This is a genomic window from Pseudoduganella sp. jia 9, from assembly GCF_055502615.1.
Genome location: NZ_JBUPWE010000015.1, coordinates 1 through 17,525 on the forward strand (window position 1 = coordinate 1; position 17,525 = coordinate 17,525).

Annotated in this window: 19 protein-coding genes; 12 read left to right on the plus strand and 7 right to left on the minus strand. The window is 63.3% G+C overall.

Features of this window, described 5'->3' with window-relative positions; all coding sequences use genetic code 11:
• The first annotated feature begins 491 nt into the window (after positions 1-491).
• The 10 genes from ACY34H_RS20375 to ACY34H_RS20420 all read left to right on the plus strand — a co-directional run bounded on the left by ACY34H_RS20375 (position 492) and on the right by ACY34H_RS20420 (position 10,161).
• Complete coding sequence (locus ACY34H_RS20375) at positions 492-2,000, plus strand: B12-binding domain-containing radical SAM protein (protein ID WP_464979288.1); 1,509 nt, start codon at positions 492-494, stop codon at positions 1,998-2,000.
• 57 nt (positions 2,001-2,057) lie between these two features.
• Entirely contained in the window at positions 2,058-3,182 is a 1,125-nt protein-coding gene (locus ACY34H_RS20380; protein ID WP_464979289.1) for an MlaE family ABC transporter permease, read from the plus strand.
• Positions 3,182-4,012, plus strand: a complete 831-nt coding sequence (locus tag ACY34H_RS20385; RefSeq protein ID WP_464979290.1) for an ABC transporter ATP-binding protein — start codon at positions 3,182-3,184, stop codon at positions 4,010-4,012. Before ACY34H_RS20380 ends, ACY34H_RS20385 begins: the two co-directional genes overlap by 1 nt.
• Before the next feature lie 46 nt (positions 4,013-4,058).
• Positions 4,059-4,997: an MlaD family protein gene (locus ACY34H_RS20390; protein ID WP_464979291.1), complete on the plus strand. Its 939-nt coding sequence runs from the start codon at positions 4,059-4,061 to the stop codon at positions 4,995-4,997.
• A gap of 21 nt (positions 4,998-5,018) precedes the next feature.
• Positions 5,019-5,663 carry an ABC-type transport auxiliary lipoprotein family protein gene (locus ACY34H_RS20395; protein WP_464979292.1) on the plus strand — a complete coding sequence of 215 codons (645 nt, stop codon included), beginning with the start codon at positions 5,019-5,021 and terminating at the stop codon, positions 5,661-5,663.
• 2 nt (positions 5,664-5,665) lie between these two features.
• Positions 5,666-6,877, plus strand: coding sequence for a VanZ family protein (locus ACY34H_RS20400; RefSeq protein ID WP_464979293.1), 1,212 nt, complete (start codon positions 5,666-5,668; stop codon positions 6,875-6,877).
• 64 nt (positions 6,878-6,941) lie between these two features.
• Positions 6,942-7,262 (plus strand): (2Fe-2S) ferredoxin domain-containing protein, encoded by a 321-nt coding sequence (locus ACY34H_RS20405; RefSeq protein ID WP_464979294.1) that lies wholly within the window; start codon positions 6,942-6,944, stop codon positions 7,260-7,262.
• A 2-nt stretch (positions 7,263-7,264) separates the two neighbouring features.
• Positions 7,265-7,936, plus strand: a complete 672-nt coding sequence (locus ACY34H_RS20410; RefSeq protein ID WP_464979480.1) for an alpha/beta hydrolase — start codon at positions 7,265-7,267, stop codon at positions 7,934-7,936.
• A 79-nt stretch (positions 7,937-8,015) separates the two neighbouring features.
• On the plus strand, positions 8,016-9,161 hold the full coding sequence (locus ACY34H_RS20415; protein WP_464979295.1) for a D-alanyl-D-alanine carboxypeptidase family protein: 1,146 nt from the start codon (positions 8,016-8,018) through the stop codon (positions 9,159-9,161).
• A 97-nt stretch (positions 9,162-9,258) separates the two neighbouring features.
• The gene (locus tag ACY34H_RS20420; RefSeq protein WP_464979296.1) at positions 9,259-10,161 is read left to right on the plus strand and encodes an aldo/keto reductase; all 903 of its coding nucleotides are present in this window, start codon (positions 9,259-9,261) and stop codon (positions 10,159-10,161) included.
• A 14-nt stretch (positions 10,162-10,175) separates the two neighbouring features.
• On the opposite strand, the gene pssA is transcribed toward ACY34H_RS20420, so the two are convergent.
• A complete protein-coding gene (gene pssA / locus ACY34H_RS20425) occupies positions 10,176-10,934 on the minus strand; it encodes a CDP-diacylglycerol--serine O-phosphatidyltransferase (protein WP_464979481.1) in 759 nt (252 codons plus the stop codon).
• A gap of 234 nt (positions 10,935-11,168) precedes the next feature.
• Here pssA and ACY34H_RS20430 point away from each other — a divergent pair, with 234 nt between their 5' ends.
• Together ACY34H_RS20430 and ACY34H_RS20435 are read left to right on the plus strand one after the other, a co-directional pair.
• Positions 11,169-12,125 carry a CAP domain-containing protein gene (locus ACY34H_RS20430; RefSeq protein WP_464979297.1) on the plus strand — a complete coding sequence of 319 codons (957 nt, stop codon included), beginning with the start codon at positions 11,169-11,171 and terminating at the stop codon, positions 12,123-12,125.
• The gene (locus ACY34H_RS20435) at positions 12,122-12,766 is read left to right on the plus strand and encodes an Hpt domain-containing protein (RefSeq protein WP_464979298.1); all 645 of its coding nucleotides are present in this window, start codon (positions 12,122-12,124) and stop codon (positions 12,764-12,766) included. The genes ACY34H_RS20430 and ACY34H_RS20435 overlap by 4 nt, the downstream gene beginning before the upstream one ends.
• A 27-nt stretch (positions 12,767-12,793) precedes the next feature.
• On the opposite strand, the gene ACY34H_RS20440 is transcribed toward ACY34H_RS20435, so the two are convergent.
• From ACY34H_RS20440 to rpmH, 6 genes are all read right to left on the minus strand, one after another.
• Positions 12,794-13,003 (minus strand): hypothetical protein, encoded by a 210-nt coding sequence (locus ACY34H_RS20440; RefSeq protein ID WP_464979299.1) that lies wholly within the window; start codon positions 13,001-13,003, stop codon positions 12,794-12,796.
• 324 nt (positions 13,004-13,327) lie between these two features.
• Entirely contained in the window at positions 13,328-14,707 is a 1,380-nt protein-coding gene (gene mnmE, locus ACY34H_RS20445; RefSeq protein ID WP_464979300.1) for a tRNA uridine-5-carboxymethylaminomethyl(34) synthesis GTPase MnmE, read from the minus strand.
• A 102-nt stretch (positions 14,708-14,809) separates the two neighbouring features.
• Positions 14,810-16,480, minus strand: coding sequence for a membrane protein insertase YidC (gene yidC, locus ACY34H_RS20450; RefSeq protein WP_464979301.1), 1,671 nt, complete (start codon positions 16,478-16,480; stop codon positions 14,810-14,812).
• 9 nt (positions 16,481-16,489) lie between these two features.
• Positions 16,490-16,726: a membrane protein insertion efficiency factor YidD gene (gene yidD, locus ACY34H_RS20455; RefSeq protein ID WP_464979302.1), complete on the minus strand. Its 237-nt coding sequence runs from the start codon at positions 16,724-16,726 to the stop codon at positions 16,490-16,492.
• A 23-nt stretch (positions 16,727-16,749) separates the two neighbouring features.
• Positions 16,750-17,151 carry a ribonuclease P protein component gene (rnpA, locus tag ACY34H_RS20460; protein ID WP_464979303.1) on the minus strand — a complete coding sequence of 134 codons (402 nt, stop codon included), beginning with the start codon at positions 17,149-17,151 and terminating at the stop codon, positions 16,750-16,752.
• 21 nt (positions 17,152-17,172) lie between these two features.
• Positions 17,173-17,307: a 50S ribosomal protein L34 gene (rpmH, locus tag ACY34H_RS20465; RefSeq protein WP_040378179.1), complete on the minus strand. Its 135-nt coding sequence runs from the start codon at positions 17,305-17,307 to the stop codon at positions 17,173-17,175.
• Between the last annotated feature and the right edge of the window lie 218 nt (positions 17,308-17,525).

Consider the following 17,525-nt stretch of genomic DNA (forward strand, 5'->3'; position numbering starts at 1 on the left):
TAAAGCATGCCGCCAGCGTTCAATCTGAGCCAGGATCAAACTCTTCAGTTCAATCTCTGTTGTCCGACATTGCTGTCGGGGTCACTCACTCAAGATACTGACGAATCATCCGAAGATGATTACGTTTATTTCTTGTGTAAGCGTTTGATGCTATATATTTTGAGCTTCCGGACCGAAGTCCGGGGCACATCACATCAAACGCCCACACTTATCGACTGTTGATTGTTAAAGAATTCTGCCCTTGAAGGCTTGCTGCGGATCCCTTGGACCCGGCGACAAATCGTTGTGTTTGTCAGCAGCAGAGAAGCGAGATTATCAGGTGTTTCATGCATCTCGTCAACCCCTCAGTTTCCAGCGTCGGCTTGCATTACGCCGGGCTTTCCACTGCTCGCTGCGTCGTTGTTCGCTGCGAGGGACAGAACTATAACGAAAGGCCAGCAGTCGCGCAAGAGGTAAAATGCCCCATTCCGCGAATTCGCCCCAGAAGCCTCATGACCATCCTGCTTTCCACCCTCAATGCCCGCTATACCCATGCATCGCTGGGCCTGCGTTATCTGCTCGCCAATATGGGCGAGCTCAAGAATGAAACGCATATCCAGGAATTCGTCATCGGTGCGAAGACAACTGAACTGGTGGAACGCATTCTTGCGTACAGCCCGAAGATCGTCGGCTTTGGCGTCTATATATGGAATGTGGAAGAAACCACGAAGCTGGTCGCCACGCTGAAACGCGTGGCGCCGCACATCGTGATCGTGCTGGGCGGCCCCGAGGTCTCGCATGAAACGAACGAACAGCAGATCGTGCACCTGGCCGATTACGTGGTCACCGGCTGGGGCGACGTCACGTTCCCGAAATTGTGCGGCGAGATCCTGCGCGGACCGAAGCCACTGATGAAGATCCACGCCGGGGTGCAGCCGCCGATGGCCGACATCGCACTGCCCTACGCCATTTACAGCGACGACGATATCGCGCACCGCACACTGTATGTCGAAGCCTCGCGCGGCTGTCCGTTCAAGTGCGAGTTCTGCCTGTCCGCGCTGGACAAGACTGCCTGGCCATTCAATATCGATACCTTCCTGGCCGAGATGGAAGCGCTGCATGCGCGCGGCGCCCGCGTATTCAAGTTCGTCGACCGCACCTTCAACCTGAACATCAAGACCAGCCTGAAGATCATGCAGTTCTTCCTCGACAAGCTGGCCGCGAACCCGGAGGACCCGGTCTACGCCCACTTCGAACTGGTACCGGATCACCTGCCCGACGCGCTGAAGGAAGGCATCGCCAAGTTCCCGCCCGGCGCATTGCAATTCGAAATTGGCATCCAGAGCTTCAATCCTGCGGTACAGGCCAATATCTCCCGCAAGCAGGATAACGACAAGGCCGCGGCCAACATCCGCTGGCTGTGCGAGCACTCCCATGTACACATGCACGTGGACCTGATCGCCGGCCTGCCAGGTGAAACCGTGGAGAGCTTTGCCGAGGGTTTCGACAAATTGTGGACGCTCGGCCCGCACGAAATCCAGTTCGGCATCCTGAAGCGCCTGCGCGGCACGCCGATCATCCGCCACACGGAAGCCTTCGGTCTCGTGTTCGACCCGCATCCGCCGTACACCATCCTGGCGAACCGGGACATCGACTTCGCCACCATGCAGCGCCTGGTGCGCTTTGCCCGCTACTGGGACCTGGTGGCGAACTCGGGCCGCTTCACGCACGTGACGCCGGCGCTGCTGGGCGCACGACCGTTCGCCAACTTCATGGCCTTCTCCGACTGGCTGTATGCGAACACGGACGCCACCCACCGCATCGCGCTGGACCGCCTGGCCGCACTGACGGGCAAGTACCTGCGCGAGCAGGGTGTCGCCGACGTGGACGGACTGCTGGCAAGCGATGGCCACGGCGTGAAACAGAAAGCACCGGCAACCGCACCATCGCTGGCCGCGCCGCAGCGGCAGGCGCGCCACCTGGCGCATGAACGCGCTGCGACGCACGTAAGCGCGCTCTGACACACGGTAGAGCCGGGGGCTGTAGCGAACGAAACGAATCTCACTTACACTGGCGACATGCCCATTGCACGAGAGCCAACCTTAACTTTTGACCCCGGCGGCACGTCGGGAGCGACGGTGACCGCCGATGGCACATGGCAGGTCCATGTACTGGCTCGACGCAAGACCATCAAGGCCATCTCCAGGCAACTGGACCGGGCCGGCCCCGATGCGCAATGGGATCTTTCCGCGATCGACAGCATGGATCACATCGGTGCGCAGCTGTTCTGGCAGGCCTGGGACTACAAGCGGCCCGCCACCCTGAAGCTGGCGCCCGGGCAGGAAGAGTTCTTCAGGCGCCTGGAAACCACGGGCAAGCTGGAACTGCCCCGCCAGCGCGGCCTGCACATGAACTGGATCACCACGCTGGGCGCCGGCGTGCTGCACTTCGTCGACCACCTGCAAGGCTTCGTGCAGCTGATCGGCCAGGTCGTGCAGGACCTGTGGCGTTTCGCCGCCGCGCCGCAGCGTGGGCCGTGGAAGGAAATTTCCGCCAACATCTTCCATGCCGGCTTCCAGGCGCTCGGCATCACCGCGCTGGTGGGATTCCTGATCGGCGTGGTGCTGTCCTTCCTCTCCGCCCAACAGTTGCGCAACTTCGGCGGCGATATCTACCTCGTCAACCTGCTCGGCATGAGCATCATCCGCGAACTAGGCCCGCTGCTCGCCGCGATCCTGGTGGCGGGCCGCTCCGGCTCGTCGATCACCGCACAGCTGGGCGTGATGCGGGTAACGGAGGAACTCGATGCCATGCTCGTGATGGGCATTTCGCACGGCTTCCGCCTGGTGATGCCGAAGGTGGTAGCGCTCGCGATTTCAATGCCGCTGCTGGTGATCTGGACCGATACGATGGCCCTGATCGGCGGCATGGTATCGGCCAAGCTGGAACTGAATCTCTCGGCCCGCTACTTCATCCAGAAGCTGCCCGATGCGGTGCCGCTGGCGAACTACATGATCGGCCTGGGCAAGGGCGCCGTGTTCGGCATGCTGATCGCGCTGGTGTCGTGCCACTTCGGCCTGCGCATCCAGCCGAATACCGAGAGCCTGGGCCGCGGCACCACCACCTCCGTCGTTACCGCGATCACCGTTGTGATTTTGGCCGATGCCGTATTCGCGATCGTCTTCAACGGGGTGGGATTCTGATGGCGGAAGAAGAAGACATCGACCGCAGCTGTCCGGCGGGACCGAACGAGCTGACGCTGGACGGCAGCGTGCCCGTCGTCGAGATCACCAAGCTGCAGACCAGGTTCGGCAAGACCGTCATCCACAATGACCTGAACCTGACCATCGAAGATGGCGAAATCATGTCGATCGTCGGCGGTTCCGGCACCGGCAAGACGGTACTGCTGCGCCAGATGCTGGGCCTGGAACGTCCGTCGCAGGGCTGCGTGCGCATATTCGGCGAGGACATCACGCAAGCCAAGCCCGCCCAGCTGCAGCTGCTGCGCAACCACTGGGGCATGCTGTTCCAGGAAGGCGCGCTGTATTCGGCGCTGACCGTGTTCGAGAACATCGCGCAGCCGATGCGCGAGCTGCGCGTGCTGCCGGATGCGCTGGTACGCGATGCGGTGCTGCTGAAGATGAACATGGTGGGGCTGGGCCCCGAGCATGCGAACAAGATGCCGTCCGACCTTTCCGGCGGCATGGTCAAGCGCGTGGCCCTGGCACGCGCGCTGGCACTGGAGCCGAAGCTGCTGTTCCTGGACGAGCCCACGGCCGGCCTGGACCCGGACCGCTCGGAAAGCTTCGTTTCGCTGATCAAGTCGCTGCACCGCGAACTGGGGCTAACGGTGGTAATGGTAACGCACGACCTGGATACGCTGTTCGCGCTGTCGACCCGTATCGCGGTACTGGCCGAAAAGCACGTGATCGCGGTAGGCCCGACACGCGACGTGATCAGCGTGGACCATCCGTTCATCAAGGAATTCTTCCTCGGCGACCGCGGCAAGCGGGCACTCGAAGCGCTGCAGTAGCGCGCGAGAGCAGACAGTAAGCAGAATAAGCAGACAAGGAGCACACATGGAAAACCGATCGCACGCCTTCATGACCGGCATCTTCACGCTGGCCCTGCTCACGGCTGCCATCCTGTTCGGCATCTGGTTCAACCGCGACCGGGTGGAATACGATCCCTACCTGCTGGCGACCACGCTGGCGGTACCCGGCCTGAACCCGCAGGCGGCCGTGCGCTACCGCGGCCTCGAGGTAGGCAAGGTGGACGGCATCGACTTCGATCCGAAGATGGCCGGCCAGATCCTGATCCACCTGTCGATCGATCCGGCCACGCCGATCACGCGCACCACCTATGCCACGCTGGGCTACCAGGGCGTGACCGGCATTGCCTACATCCAGCTGGACGATGCTTCGGTGGGCTCGCAGCGCCTGGCCACCAATGAAGAAGACCCGGCCCGCATTCCGCTGCGTCCCGGCCTGCTGGACCAGCTGGAGAAGCGCGGCACCGCCATCCTGTCGCAGGCCGAAGAAGTGACGGAAAAGCTGAACGACCTGCTCAGCGATGAAAACCGCAAGACCATCCTGGCGGCATTCTCGGACGTCAGCGAGACCGTCAACCGCTACAAGGCGCTGCCCAACCAACTGGAGCCGACGCTCGAGCGGCTGCCTGCGCTGGCCGCGAAAGCGGAAACCGCGATCGATTCCGTCAACATGCTGGCACAGGACGTAACGGCGCTGTCGCAAAGCCTGCACGGCCCCGAAGGCACGCTGACGCGCATCGGCGATTCGGTGGACCGTGCCGTCGGCGGCGTGGAAGCGGTGACCACCGGCGCGCAGCTGGAAACGCTGCCGAGCATCACGGCGCTGACCGATGAGACACGCTCGTCGATGCGCGCCGTGCGCCGTACGATGAATACCCTGAACGACCGTCCGCAGAGCATCCTGTTCGGCGCACCGGACGTCGCACCAGGCCCCGGCGAACCCGGCTTCACGGCGCCGGCCAAGTGACGATGGAGTGAAAACCACGCGATGAACGACCACACCATGAAACAGTTCCGCTCCCGGCCCGGCCTGGGCAAAACCGCCGCCCTCGCGCTGGCTGCGATGGCCCTGCTGGCCGGCTGCGCCACGACCAAGAGCCCGGCCCCCAGCAGCTTCGACTTCGGTCCGGTCGCCGCCCCGGTGACACCGACGCCGGCCGCCGCCAGCTTCCCCGCACTGATCGTGGCGGACGTGAGCGGCCCGGCGACGCTCGATTCCGACCGCATGTTCTACCGCCTCACCTATGCCAACGCGCAGCAGGCCCTGCCCTATGCCTATAACCGCTGGGCCGCCACGCCGCTGCAGTTGCTGTCGCAGCGGCTGAAGGCGCGCATCGCCCAGGGCGGGGTGAAGGTGCTGTCCACCACCGATGCAACGGGTGGCCTGCCGGTACTGCGCCTGGAAATGGACGAGTTTTCCCATAACTTCGCCAGTGCCACGCAAAGCACCGCCAACATCTCGCTGCGCGCCTCGCTGTTCCGTGGCCACCAGCTGGTGGACCAGCGCACGTTCACCCGTTCGGCCCCGGCACCCAGCGCCGACGCAGCCGGCGGCGCCAGCGCGCTCGCCGCCACGTCGGACGCGATCGCGGCCGATCTTCTCGCCTGGCTGGCCACGCTGCCGCCGCGCTGAGCATGACCGGGGACGAACGCGCCGGTACGGCGGCAGGCACGCCACCACCGCCCGCGCCTGTACCGGCGCCGGACGGGCAATTGCCGGTCCACGCGGCGGAAACGCGGCCACAGCGCGGCTCGCCCGTGGCCCGCGCCAGCCTGCTTGCCTACCTGCTGCTGATCATCTACGCCAGCTGGTACCCGTTCTCCGGCTGGCACAACCAGGGGCTGTCGCCGCTCATCTTCCTCGAGCACACGTCGATGCCGCGCTACTGGACGAAGTTCGACGCCACGGTCAACGTGATCGGCTACATCCCGTTCGGCATGCTGATCGCCTATGCGCTGCATCCTGCACTGCGCGGCATCCTGGCGTTCATTGCCGCGGCCATCCTCGGTGCATTCATATCCGGGCTGATGGAAGCGGTGCAGACCTTCCTGCCCAGCCGCGTGTCATCGAACCTCGACTTCTATACCAACACCGCGGGCTGCGCGCTGGGCGGGCTGATCGGCGTACTCACGGCGCGCAAACTGCTCGATACCAGCCACCTGTATCGCCTGAGGCAGCGCTGGTTCGCGCTGCACGCCAGCCAGGGCCTGGTGCTGGTGGCCCTGTGGCCCCTGGCGCAGATCTACCCGACCTCGTTCCTGTTCGGCCAGGGCCAGGTGTTGCCGACGCTGTCCGGCTGGCTGAGCTCCCTGCTGGAAATGGATATCGACCTGCTGGCCTACGTGCGCCCCGATCCGGAGCTGACGGTGGAGCAGTACTGGCTGTCCGAAACCATGATCACCGCGTGCGGCATGGTGGGCGGCGCGCTCACGCTGCTGTGCCTGATGCGGCGCCCCGCACCGCGCGTGTTGCTGGCCGCAGCGCTGCTGGCCACGGTCGTGCTGACGAAAACGCTGGCATCGGCGCTGCTGTTCACGCCCGAGAATGCGTTCGCCTGGGTCACGCCCGGCGCGCAGGGCGGCTTCCTGATCGGCGGCATCATGGTAGCCGGCCTGGCGTTCGCGCCGCTGGCGGCGCAGCGCCGCCTGGCGATCGCCACCATCCTGCTCGGCATCGTGGTGGTCAACAGCACGCCCGTCAATCCCTACTTCAGCGCCACCATGCAGGCTTGGGTACAGGGGAAATTCCTCAATTTTAATGGCGCAGCCCAGTTCCTCTCCCTGCTGTGGCCCTTCTGCGCACTGTGGTTCCTGTGGCTGCCGTCTCATAAACTCAATAAATCCTGATCGCGGGTATCATTACGGCTTGGCTTCAATCGAGGCATCAGCGAAGCAAACAAGCGAGGCAGGCATGAGCGAGACCCCCTATTTCAAGCACCATGTGTTCTTCTGCATGAACACGCGGGAAGACGGCCGCGAGAGCTGCGGCCCGCGTGGCGCGGAGCAGGCACAGAAGCACGCGAAGAAGCGTTGCAAGCAGCTGGACATCAACGGCGCGGGCGGCGTGCGCATCAACCAGGCCGGCTGCCTGGACCGCTGCGAGCACGGCCCCGTGCTGGTCGTTTATCCCGAGGGCACGTGGTACACCTACGTGGACACTTCCGACATCGATGAAATCATCGACGGCCACCTGGTCGGTGGCACACCCGTGGAAAGGCTGAAGATCAAGTAATGATGAACAAGAACACCAAGCATTTCACGATGCAGGGCAATGCCGGCCTGATGGAAGGCCTGATCGACCTGCCGCTGGACGGCAGGAAGCCGCGCGGCATCGCCCTGGTGGCGCACCCGCATCCGCTGTACGGCGGCACGATGGAGAACAAGGTCGCGCAAACGCTGGCGCGCGCCTTCGTGGCGCTCGATTACGCGGTGGCGCGCATCAACTTCCGCGGCGTGGGCCAGTCCGAGGGCGAGCATGACCGCGGCCATGGCGAAACGGACGACATGGAACTGCTGTACCGGCACATGGTCGAGAAATTTCCCGACCTGCCGGTGGCACTGGCCGGGTTCTCGTTTGGCACCTACGTGCAGTCGCAGCTGGCGCAGCGCCTGGCCGCCGCCGGCACGCCGGTCGAGGGCCTGGTACTGGTGGGCGCCGCTGCCGGCAAATGGCAGATGGCCGACATTGCACCGAACACGATCCTGATTCACGGCGAGAACGACGATACGATTCCCCTGCAGGCCGTGCTCGACTGGGCCCGTCCGCAGGATGTGCCGGTGCTGGTCATCCCTGGCGCCGACCACTTCTTCCACCGCAAACTCAATCACATCAAGAGCTGGGTGATCGCATTGTGGCTGGGCCGGGCGCAGGAAGCGCAACAACGGGACGACTCCGAAGACGCCTGAGCGCCTATAATGACCGGGCCATTTTTTTCCCCGAACAAAATGGTTCCCGGTTTATGCCTCACATAGAGATTCCAGATCCATGAAAAAACTGCTCGCGGCACTGGCTTCCAGTGTCTTGTTACTTTCTTCCGCCGTTGCGCAAACCCTCCCTGCACCGACCATTGCCGCCAAGTCCTGGCTGCTGCTCGATGCCACCAGCGGCCAGCTGATCGCCGCACAGGATCCTAACCTGCGTGTCGAGCCGGCATCGCTGACCAAGATCATGACCGCGTACCTCACCTTCGAGGCATTGCGAGACAAGAAGCTGGACATCAACCAGAAGGTCAATGTCTCCGTGCGTGCCTGGAAGGTCGACTCTTCCAGCTCGAAGATGTTCATCGATCCGGCCGTGCCGGTGTCGATCGACGACCTGCTGCACGGCCTGATGGTCCAATCGGGCAACGATGCCGCCGTGGCACTGGCCGAAGCGGTGGCCGGCGACGAAGCCACGTTCGTCACGCTGATGAATCGCGAGGCAAAGCGCCTCGGCATGACGAATACGCGCTTCGCCAATCCGCATGGCCTGCCCAGCCCGGACAACTTCACCACCGCACGCGACCTGTCGGTCCTGGCCAAGCACGTGATCCAGGAATTCCCGCAGTACTACAAGATCGACTCCGTCAAGAGCTTCACCTACAACAAGATCACCCAGCAGAACCGCAACCGCCTGCTGTGGCTCGATCCGACCGTGGACGGCATGAAGACCGGCCACACCGAATCGGCCGGCTACTGCATGGTGGCCTCGGCCAAGCGCCCGAACGGCAACCTGGAGCGCCGCCTGATCTCGGTGGTGATGGGCACCAATTCCGATGCGACCCGCACGGCCGAAAGCCAGAAGCTGCTGAACTGGGGCTTCCAGAACTTCGATACCGTGAAGCTGTATGCGAAGGGCCAGGCGGTCGATACGCCGCAGATCTGGAAGGGTTCGCAAAACACGATGAAGATCGGCTTCCGGCAGGATGTGATGGTCACCGTGCCGAAAGGCGTGGCCGCCAAGATGAAGCCTGTGCTGGAGCGGAAGGATCCGCTGGTGGCGCCGATTCCGGCCGGTACCAACGTGGGCAAGCTGAAAATGATGGTGGACGGCAAACCGCTGCTGGAATTGCCGGTGGTTGCGCTGGAAACGGTGGAACAGGCTTCGATCTTCGGCCGCGCATGGGATTCGATGCGCCTTTGGCTGAAATAAGCTGCTCCTGAGCTGCAAAAAGCCCGCCTTCCGGCGGGCTTTTTGCTTTCGCACAGCACTATAATCGTCGTTCCATTCAACTTGAAAGAAGGCTGCCATGACCTCCTGCCCCGCCGTCCGCACTTCCGAAACTGGTCCCGCGCTGTCGCGCATCGTTGCCGGCATGTGGCGCATGGCGGAATGGAAAATGTCGCCGCAGCAGCGGCTGGCACTGATCGAGGGATGCATCGAGCTGGGCGTGACGAGCTTCGATCATGCCGACATCTATGGGCAGTACGCCGTGGAGGAACTGTTCGGCGAGGCGCTCGCCTTGCGGCCGGCTCTGCGCGAGCGGATCCAGCTCGTCAGCAAATGCGGCATCCAGCTCGTGTCGCCGGCACGCCCGGCGCACACGATCAAGCAGTACGACACGTCGGCTGCGCACATCACCGCTTCCGTGGACAATTCGCTGAAAGCGCTGCGCACCGACTTCCTCGACCTGCTGCTGGTCCATCGCCCCGATCCGCTGATGGATTTCGACGAAATCGCCGAAACCTTCGAACAACTGCGCGCAGCGGGCAAGGTCAAGCATTTCGGCGTATCGAATTTCAGCCGCCACCAGTTCGAGTGCCTGCATCGCCGCATTCCCCTGGTCACCAACCAGTTGGAGTTCTCGCCGCTGCATACGGCGCCGATGTACGATGAAACGTTCGACGGCCTGCAGGATCTGGGCGTGGCGCCGATGATCTGGTCGCCGCTGGCCGGCGGCCGCCTGTTCTGCGACGATCCGGCTACCGAAGCGCTGCGCAGCACCATTGCCCGCATCGCCGGCGAAACGGAGCAGCCGTTCGGCAGCGTGGTCTTCGCGTGGATCATGCAATTGCCATCCAGGCCGTTGCCGTTGACTGGCAGCGGCCGCATCGAGGCGATCGAGGAAGCGGTGCGGGCAACGCAGATCAAGCTGTCGCGCAGCCAGTGGTTCGAGATCCTGCGCGCCGCGCAGGGCCACGAAGTGCCCTGACCGGCAGTTCCGGCTTACTCCTCCTCGTAGACGAGCGGCGGCGGGACACCTTTCCAGCCGCGCTTCCAGGCGAGATTCAGTGCCAGCGTGCCCACGATGTAGATCACGAAGAACAGCACGAAATAGTAGAAGCGCAGCCAGACCAGCAAGCCCACGTTCACCAGCAGCAGGACCAGCGCGGCCACGCTTTTCTTTTGCTTGGAGCTGGGAAAACGGATCGTGGAGACCATCAGGCTGCCCACGGCGAACAGCAGCCCCACCACCAGCCAGCCATGCAGGCTGGTCTCCGGTGGAAAGGGCCAGGCCACCACCACCGACGCCACGCAGGCAGCGCCCGCCGTGATCGGCATGCCCACGAAATACTTCGGATCGGTGCGCCCCACGCTCACGTTGAAGCGCGCCAGCCGCAATGCGCCGCAGGCCACGAAGAAGAACGCGGCCAGGCCGCCGACCCGCAGCAGCGTGGGATCGGCAGGCCCGATCTGCACGAACGCATAGCAATACAGCAGTATCGCCGGGCCGATGCCGAAGTTCATCACGTCGGCGATCGAATCGAGTTGCACGCCGAATTCCGAACTGGTGCCGGTGGCGCGAGCGACGAAACCATCGAGCGCATCGAAAATGCCGGCCAGGACGAGCAGCGCCGCCGCCAGCCGGTAATCCTGGGGGAAGCCGACGTGCGCATTGTCCACCGAGATCACGATGCTGCCGAAACCGCAGGCGATCGACAGCAGCGTGACGAAGCTGGGCAAGGCGAATTTGGCGCGCTGCATGCGCCGGGTGCGCGTGTTGTTCAATTAGTCTGGCCTGTGTTGGGTGGACCTTATTGTAACGCCGGCGTCGAACCCGCCGCGCCGTATCGTTCAATGGTAACGAGCGTAACGGCAAGTCCGGCAGCGGCCCCGCCTGGACGGAATTGGCATAGAATCGCCCAATGGCCGGGCTGACCGGGGCGAGGCGGGGAGCTGATCATGTGCTCGACGGATATATGGCACGTGCGATGGCACATGCGGTGGAATGAGCGGCTGCAAGCGAGGTTGCCGGCCCTGCTGATGGCAGCGGCGCTGGCTGCCTGCGGCGGCGGCGGTGGTGGTGACGGCGTCTCGTCGGCCGAGAACTTCCCTCCAGTTACTCCTGTTGCCCCTGCCGGACAGCCGGGCGCGCCGGCCCTTACGGGCGATACCGCGGCGGATGGCTTCGCGTGGTTCAACTATCGCCGCAGCCAGGTCGGCCTGGCCCCGCTGACGCGCAACGCGCTGATCGACGCCGCCGCCGCGGGCCATTCGAATTACCTGCGCCTCAATAACACCGTGTCGCATGACCAGGAGCCCGGCAGCGCCGGGTTTACCGGCATCTCGTTGGGCAACCGGCTGGTTGCCGCAGGTTATACCCCGACGGGTCAATATGCTTTCGGCGAAGTGATTTCGGCCGCGGGCGAGCGTTCCGGGTTTTTCCACGCCGAGGAATTGATCACGGCGATCTATCACCGCTTCCTGGTCTTCGAACCCGTGTTCCGGGAGATGGGTGCGGGCGCCGCCACCGCGAACAACTACACGTATTTCACGGCAAATTTCGCCGCCAGCAACGGCTATGGCGCCGGCGTCGCGCGCGGCAGCGTGGCGGTTTACCCGGCCAGCGGGCAAACCGCGGTGCCCGTCAACTTCATGAGCGACAGCGAATCGCCGGACCCGGTGCCGAACCTGAACGAGGTAGGCTATCCGATCAGCGTGCATGCGAATATTTCGTCCACGCTGGAAGTCACCAGCTTCACGGTCAGGCCACGCGGCGGTTCCGACCTGGCGGTTCGCCTGCTGGCCGACGCGGTGGACACGCACACGCCGAAGTCGGCGGCCGCCATCGTTCCTCTTGCCCGGCTCAACGCCGGCACCACCTACGATGTCGCATTCAGCGGCATTGTCGATAGCGTGAGCGTGACCCGCAACTGGTCATTTACTACGCAATGACGGCGCAAGGTGGAACGTGCGGGACGGTACTCGACGTCGAGCGCGGTATCGCGCGCTTGATGGGCAACAGCGGCATCTATTTCAGCGCGCTGAAGCGCTTCGCCACGCATATCGACGCCGCGCGTGCCGTTACGGCGCAACTGGCAGCCGGCGATGAAGCGGGTGCCGGCCGCACCATCCACACGCTGAAAGGAGCAGCCGGCCTTCTGTGCGCGGGTGAAGTCCATGCGATTGCCGGCGCACTGGAAACAGCGCTGGCACGCGGAGAAGCAGCCGATGGGCTGCTGGGCGAACTCGAAGCGGCCCTGCAGCGCTTGCAGGCATGCATCGCCCTGGCTATGCCGAAAGGTGCCGGCGCCCCCTCTTCTTTCATACGGGGGGAAACGATGCGCAGCGTGCCTGAACTGCTCGATCGTCTGGGCTCGCTACTTGACGAAGGTAACAGCGCGGCACTCGACATGCTGGACAAATACGGAATGGTGCTGGAAAAGGCGCTGGATACTGCCACTTGGGAAACCATCATGGCGGCGGCACGGGATGACGATTTCGACCGGGCGTTCGCCGCGCTGCAAACCGCCCGTTCGGCAGCCATAGGCCAAACGCCCGGCTGCGCTACCGGCCAGCGCGAACGGCACGGATGAGTGCGTGGGGAATAGCAGGCAGCGGCGTCAGCCGGTGTATTGCGTTTCTTCGTCGAAAGACGATGCACAGTCGCGGCCGCAGAAGCGCTTAACGCTGTCGAGCGGCTTCTCGCAGTACCAGCATGAGCCCTTCGGCGGCAACTTCTGTCGCGGCTGCGGCGCGGTGGCGATTGCCGGCATCAGCGCAGGCATCATCGACACCGTACTGTCCGGCGCCACTTGTTCAGTCGTTTCCATGATCTTCCCCTATTCAGACACATCAACTGCTAGCCAGATTACGTCAGTGGATGTAAGCGGAAGTGACGAAAATCAACACCTTAAAACTTGTCGCTTGCCGCGCTAGAGTCTGTTGCTCAAATCAATCATAGCAGCATTAAATCAGGCCATTTGGCAGGGTTACGTGCGCCAGCACACGTAACTGGGGCATTCGCGGCGCGGTTGCTACGATACGGGAAGTGACTGAAAATTTTTTAATGGAAACGAAGCGGCTGATAGTTCCAGCGCATCATGCGCTGGGAAAGCCGTGACCGGCACCGACTCTCCCAACGATGGCAGCCTCTGCTATTTGCCAATACAGAAGCGGCTGAAAATCACCCCGAGCAGGTCGTCCGACGAAAACGCCCCGGTGATCGTGGCCAGCTGCACTTGCGCCAGCCGCAACTCCTCGGCGAACAGGTCGAGCGACTGGTCGGTCTGCGCGGCATGCTGTTCGGCATGGTCCAGGTGCCGCGCGGCCGATTTCAGGGCGACCAGGTGCCGCTCGCGGGCCAGGTACAGCGATTCGCCGGTCTGCTGCCAGCCGGCAATGCGCAACAATTCCTTGCGCAGCAGGTCGATACCAGCGTGATCGTGTGCCGACAGGTAAATGTGCGTGGCAGCGCCGCTCGCATCGATCGACGGCTTGTGGCCGGAAAGGTCGATCTTGTTCCAGATACGCAGCACCGGCACGCCCGCCGGGAAGCCGGCCAGGATCGATTCGTCGGCGCGGGTCGGGCCGTGGTTCGCGTCGAGCATGTGCAGGATCACGTCCGCCTTGCCCACTTCGCCCCAGGTGCGCTCGATGCCGATGCGTTCGACGATATCCACCGCTTCGTCATGGCTGCGGATGCCCGCCGTATCGATGATGTTCAGCGGGATGCCTTCGATCTGGATCGTTTCGCTGACCTTGTCGCGCGTGGTGCCGGCGATCGGTGTGACGATGGCGACATCGGCCCCCGCCAGCGCGTTGAGAAGTGAGGACTTACCGACATTGGGTTGCCCCACCAGCACCACGTTCAGCCCTTCGCGCAGCAGCGCGCCCTGCGACGCCTGGCGGAAGACGTGATCGAGCGCCTCGACGATGCCGCGCAACTGGCCGCGCGCATCGGACTTTTCCAGGAAGTCGATTTCCTCTTCAGGAAAGTCCAGCGTGGCCTCGACCAGCATGCGCAGATGCGTGACACGGTCGACCAGCGCGTGGATCGCCTGCGAGAAGGCGCCGGACAGCGACTGCGAGGCGGACTTCGCCGCCGCCTCGGTGGATGCATCGATCAGGTCGGCCACCGCCTCGGCCTGCGCCAGGTCGAGCTTGTCGTTCATGTAGGCGCGGCGCGTGAACTCGCCCGGTTCGGCAAGCCGCAGGCCGACATCGTGGCCCGCCTCGAGCACGCGCTGCAGCAGCATCTGCAGCACCACGGGGCCGCCATGGCCCTGCAGTTCCAGCACATCCTCGCCGGTGTACGAGTGCGGCCCCTTGAAATAGATCGCGATGCCCTGGTCGATCAGCGTGCCGTCCGCCTGGGTGAACGGAATATACGTGGCATGGCGCGGTTTCAGCTCTGTGCCGTTGAACAGCGCGTGCGCCAGCGGCCGCAGGTTCTTGCCGGACGCGCGCACGACGCCGATGCCGCCGCGGCCCGGGGCTGTGGCGATCGCGGCGATGGGGAAGGTATCGAGATTCATGGGCAAATTTTACTGGAACGAAAAAAAACCCGTGTCGCGCACGGGTTTCGATTTTTACTGCCGGGCTCGTATCCAGCAGGCTGGACACGAGCCGGTTAGCGCTTACTTCGCGTCGGGCATCATCTTCTTCGTGATCACCCACTGCTGGGCAATCGAGAACAGGTTGTTGACGACCCAGTACAGCACCAGGCCGGACGGGAAGAACAGGAACATCACCGAGAACGCCAGCGGCATGAACAGCATCATCTTCGCCTGCATCGGATCGGCCGGCTGCGGGTTCAGCTTCATCGTCACGTACATCGAGATCGCATACAGCACCGGCAGGATGAAGAACGGATCCGGCTTGGTCAGGTCGGTTATCCAGCCCAGCCACGGCGCGCCGCGCATCTCCACCGACGAGTTCAGCACCCAGTACAGCGCGATGAACACCGGCATCTGCACCACGATCGGCAGGCAGCCGCCCAGCGGGTTGATCTTCTCGGTCTTGTACAGCTCCATCATTGCCTGGTTCATCTTCTGCGGATCGCCCTTGTAGCGCTCGCGGATCGACGTCATCTTCGGCGTGACCACCTTCATCTTCGCCATGCTGCGATAGCTGGCGGCGGACAGCGGGAAGAAGATCAGCTTGATCAGGATCGTGAAGGCGATGATGGTCCAGCCCCAGTTATGCAGGGCGCTGTTGATATGCTCCATCACCCACCACATCGGCTTGGCGATGATGGTCAGCATGCCGTAGTCCTTCACCAGCTCCAGGCCCGGCGACACGCGCTCCAGCGCCTGTTCTGCCTGCGGGCCCGAATACAGCTTGGCGGTGTTCGACACCGTGGCGCCCGGTGCCAGCGCGCCCAGCGGCTGCACCACGCCGATCGAATAGGTATTGTGGCCGACCTTGCGCGTGAAGATGTCGTGCATCTGCTTCGCCTGCGGCACCAGCGCGGATACAAAGAAGTGCTGCGAGATCGCCACCCAGCCGTTGTCGGCCTTGACCGGATGGTCCGGCACGAAGTTCGGGTTGGTGCGCTTCGAAGCGTCTTCCTTCTCCACCTTCTCGAACGTGAGTTTCACGTACTTGTCGGCATCGGTGTACAGCGTGGGACCCGTGAAGCTCGGGTTGAACCACGAGGAACCTTCAGGCTTGTTGCCGTCGTGGACCAGCTGCAGGTACAGCTCCGGATTCACGGGCGCCGCGCCGGTGTTGGTCACGTCGTGCCGCACGTCGATGACATAGTCGCCGCGCTTGAACGTGAACGTCTTCGTCAGGCGCACGCCGCCCTGCTCCGCATCCATCACCAGTTGCACCTGGTTGCCGCTGTCGAGCACGCGCGGGCCCGGGCGGACGGTGAAGCCGGTGTTGTGGTTCGGCAGGTTGGCCGCGCCCACCAGGCCGGTCTGCGCCAGGTATACACGGTCGCCCACTTGCTGGAACAGCTGCTGGTTCCTGGTCGGATCGTAGCCATCCTTGAACTTCAGCAGTTCGAGGCGCTTGATCTGGCCGCCCAGCGTGTCGATGTCCACCTTGAACACGTCGGTCGTGATGGTCACGACCTGGCTCTGGAACGGAGCCGCGGTACCGGGTACCGCGGCGGCGCCGGCAGTCGTGGTGCCGACAGGAGCGGGAACGCCGGCCGGGGTGGTCTTGACATCGGCCTGCGCGGTCTTCGGCGGAGCCGAGAACATGGACGGCCGGCCGGTGGAGATCATCCACTCGTTCCACAGGGCGACCAGTGAAACAGCGAAGACGATCCACAGGATTGTGCGTTTATTGAGATCCATTGGGTCAAATCAGGAGTGGTTGCAACCGCAAGCGGTCGTTGAGGAATGCTTCGGCGGAACGGGATCGAATCCGCCCGCGTTCCACGGGTGGCAGCGGCAGATACGGCGCACGGCCAGCCAGCCGCCCTTCGCCGCGCCATGCTCGCGCAGCGCTTCGAGCGCGTAATTCGAGCAGCTTGGGAAGAAACGGCAGGAAGGCGGCATCAGCGGACTGATGGCGATCTGGTAGCCACGCAGCAGAAGCATGGCGAACTTGAGAAGCACCCGTTTCATCGCTGTGCTTTCGACTGCGCCGCGAACAGGCGCGCCAGTTCGATGCGCAGCAGGGCTTTCAGCTTGGCATTGGTGGCTGGATCGGCCTTCGTGTTAACCGCCCTGGACAGCCGTACGACGCAGTCGATGGCCGGCAAGCCCGTGGTGCGGAACAGTTCGCGCGTCAGGCGCTTGATGGTATTGCGCGTCACCGCGCGAGGTGCCAGGCGTTTGGCAACGACAACGCCCAGCCGCGCATGAGGCAGCTGATTCGGGCGGGTATAAAGCACGAAGTGCGCGCTTTTCTGGGCTGGGCGCAAACGAAAAACGGATGAAAATTCATCCGTTTTAACGATGCGCCGAGCGCGCGCGAAGTCGAGTGAACCTTCGCCTGTCGAGCCGTCGGAACTGCTGTCCACGCTCAGCGAACAAGCGATGGCTTATACAGCCAGGCGCTTGCGGCCCTTGGCACGGCGTGCGTTCAGAACCTGACGGCCACCACGGGTAGCCATACGTGCACGGAAACCGTGGGTACGCTTGCGGCGCACGACGGAAGGTTGGTAAGTACGTTTCATGTTGGTCTCGCTAAAGAAGCAAAAAAATGCAAAATCGGGCTGCCGCACCGCTGACGAGTCAGGCCGGACGTCAGGTAGTCCCTTCAGTTATTGGTGCCAATGACATTTCGCGCACTTATGCCCACACGTCCGGCACAAGCTGGCCAATCTCATCGCCCGCAAGGATCCGCGCTGATCGTAAACTGAAAAAACACGGAGTACGGGCGGGGAACCCTGAA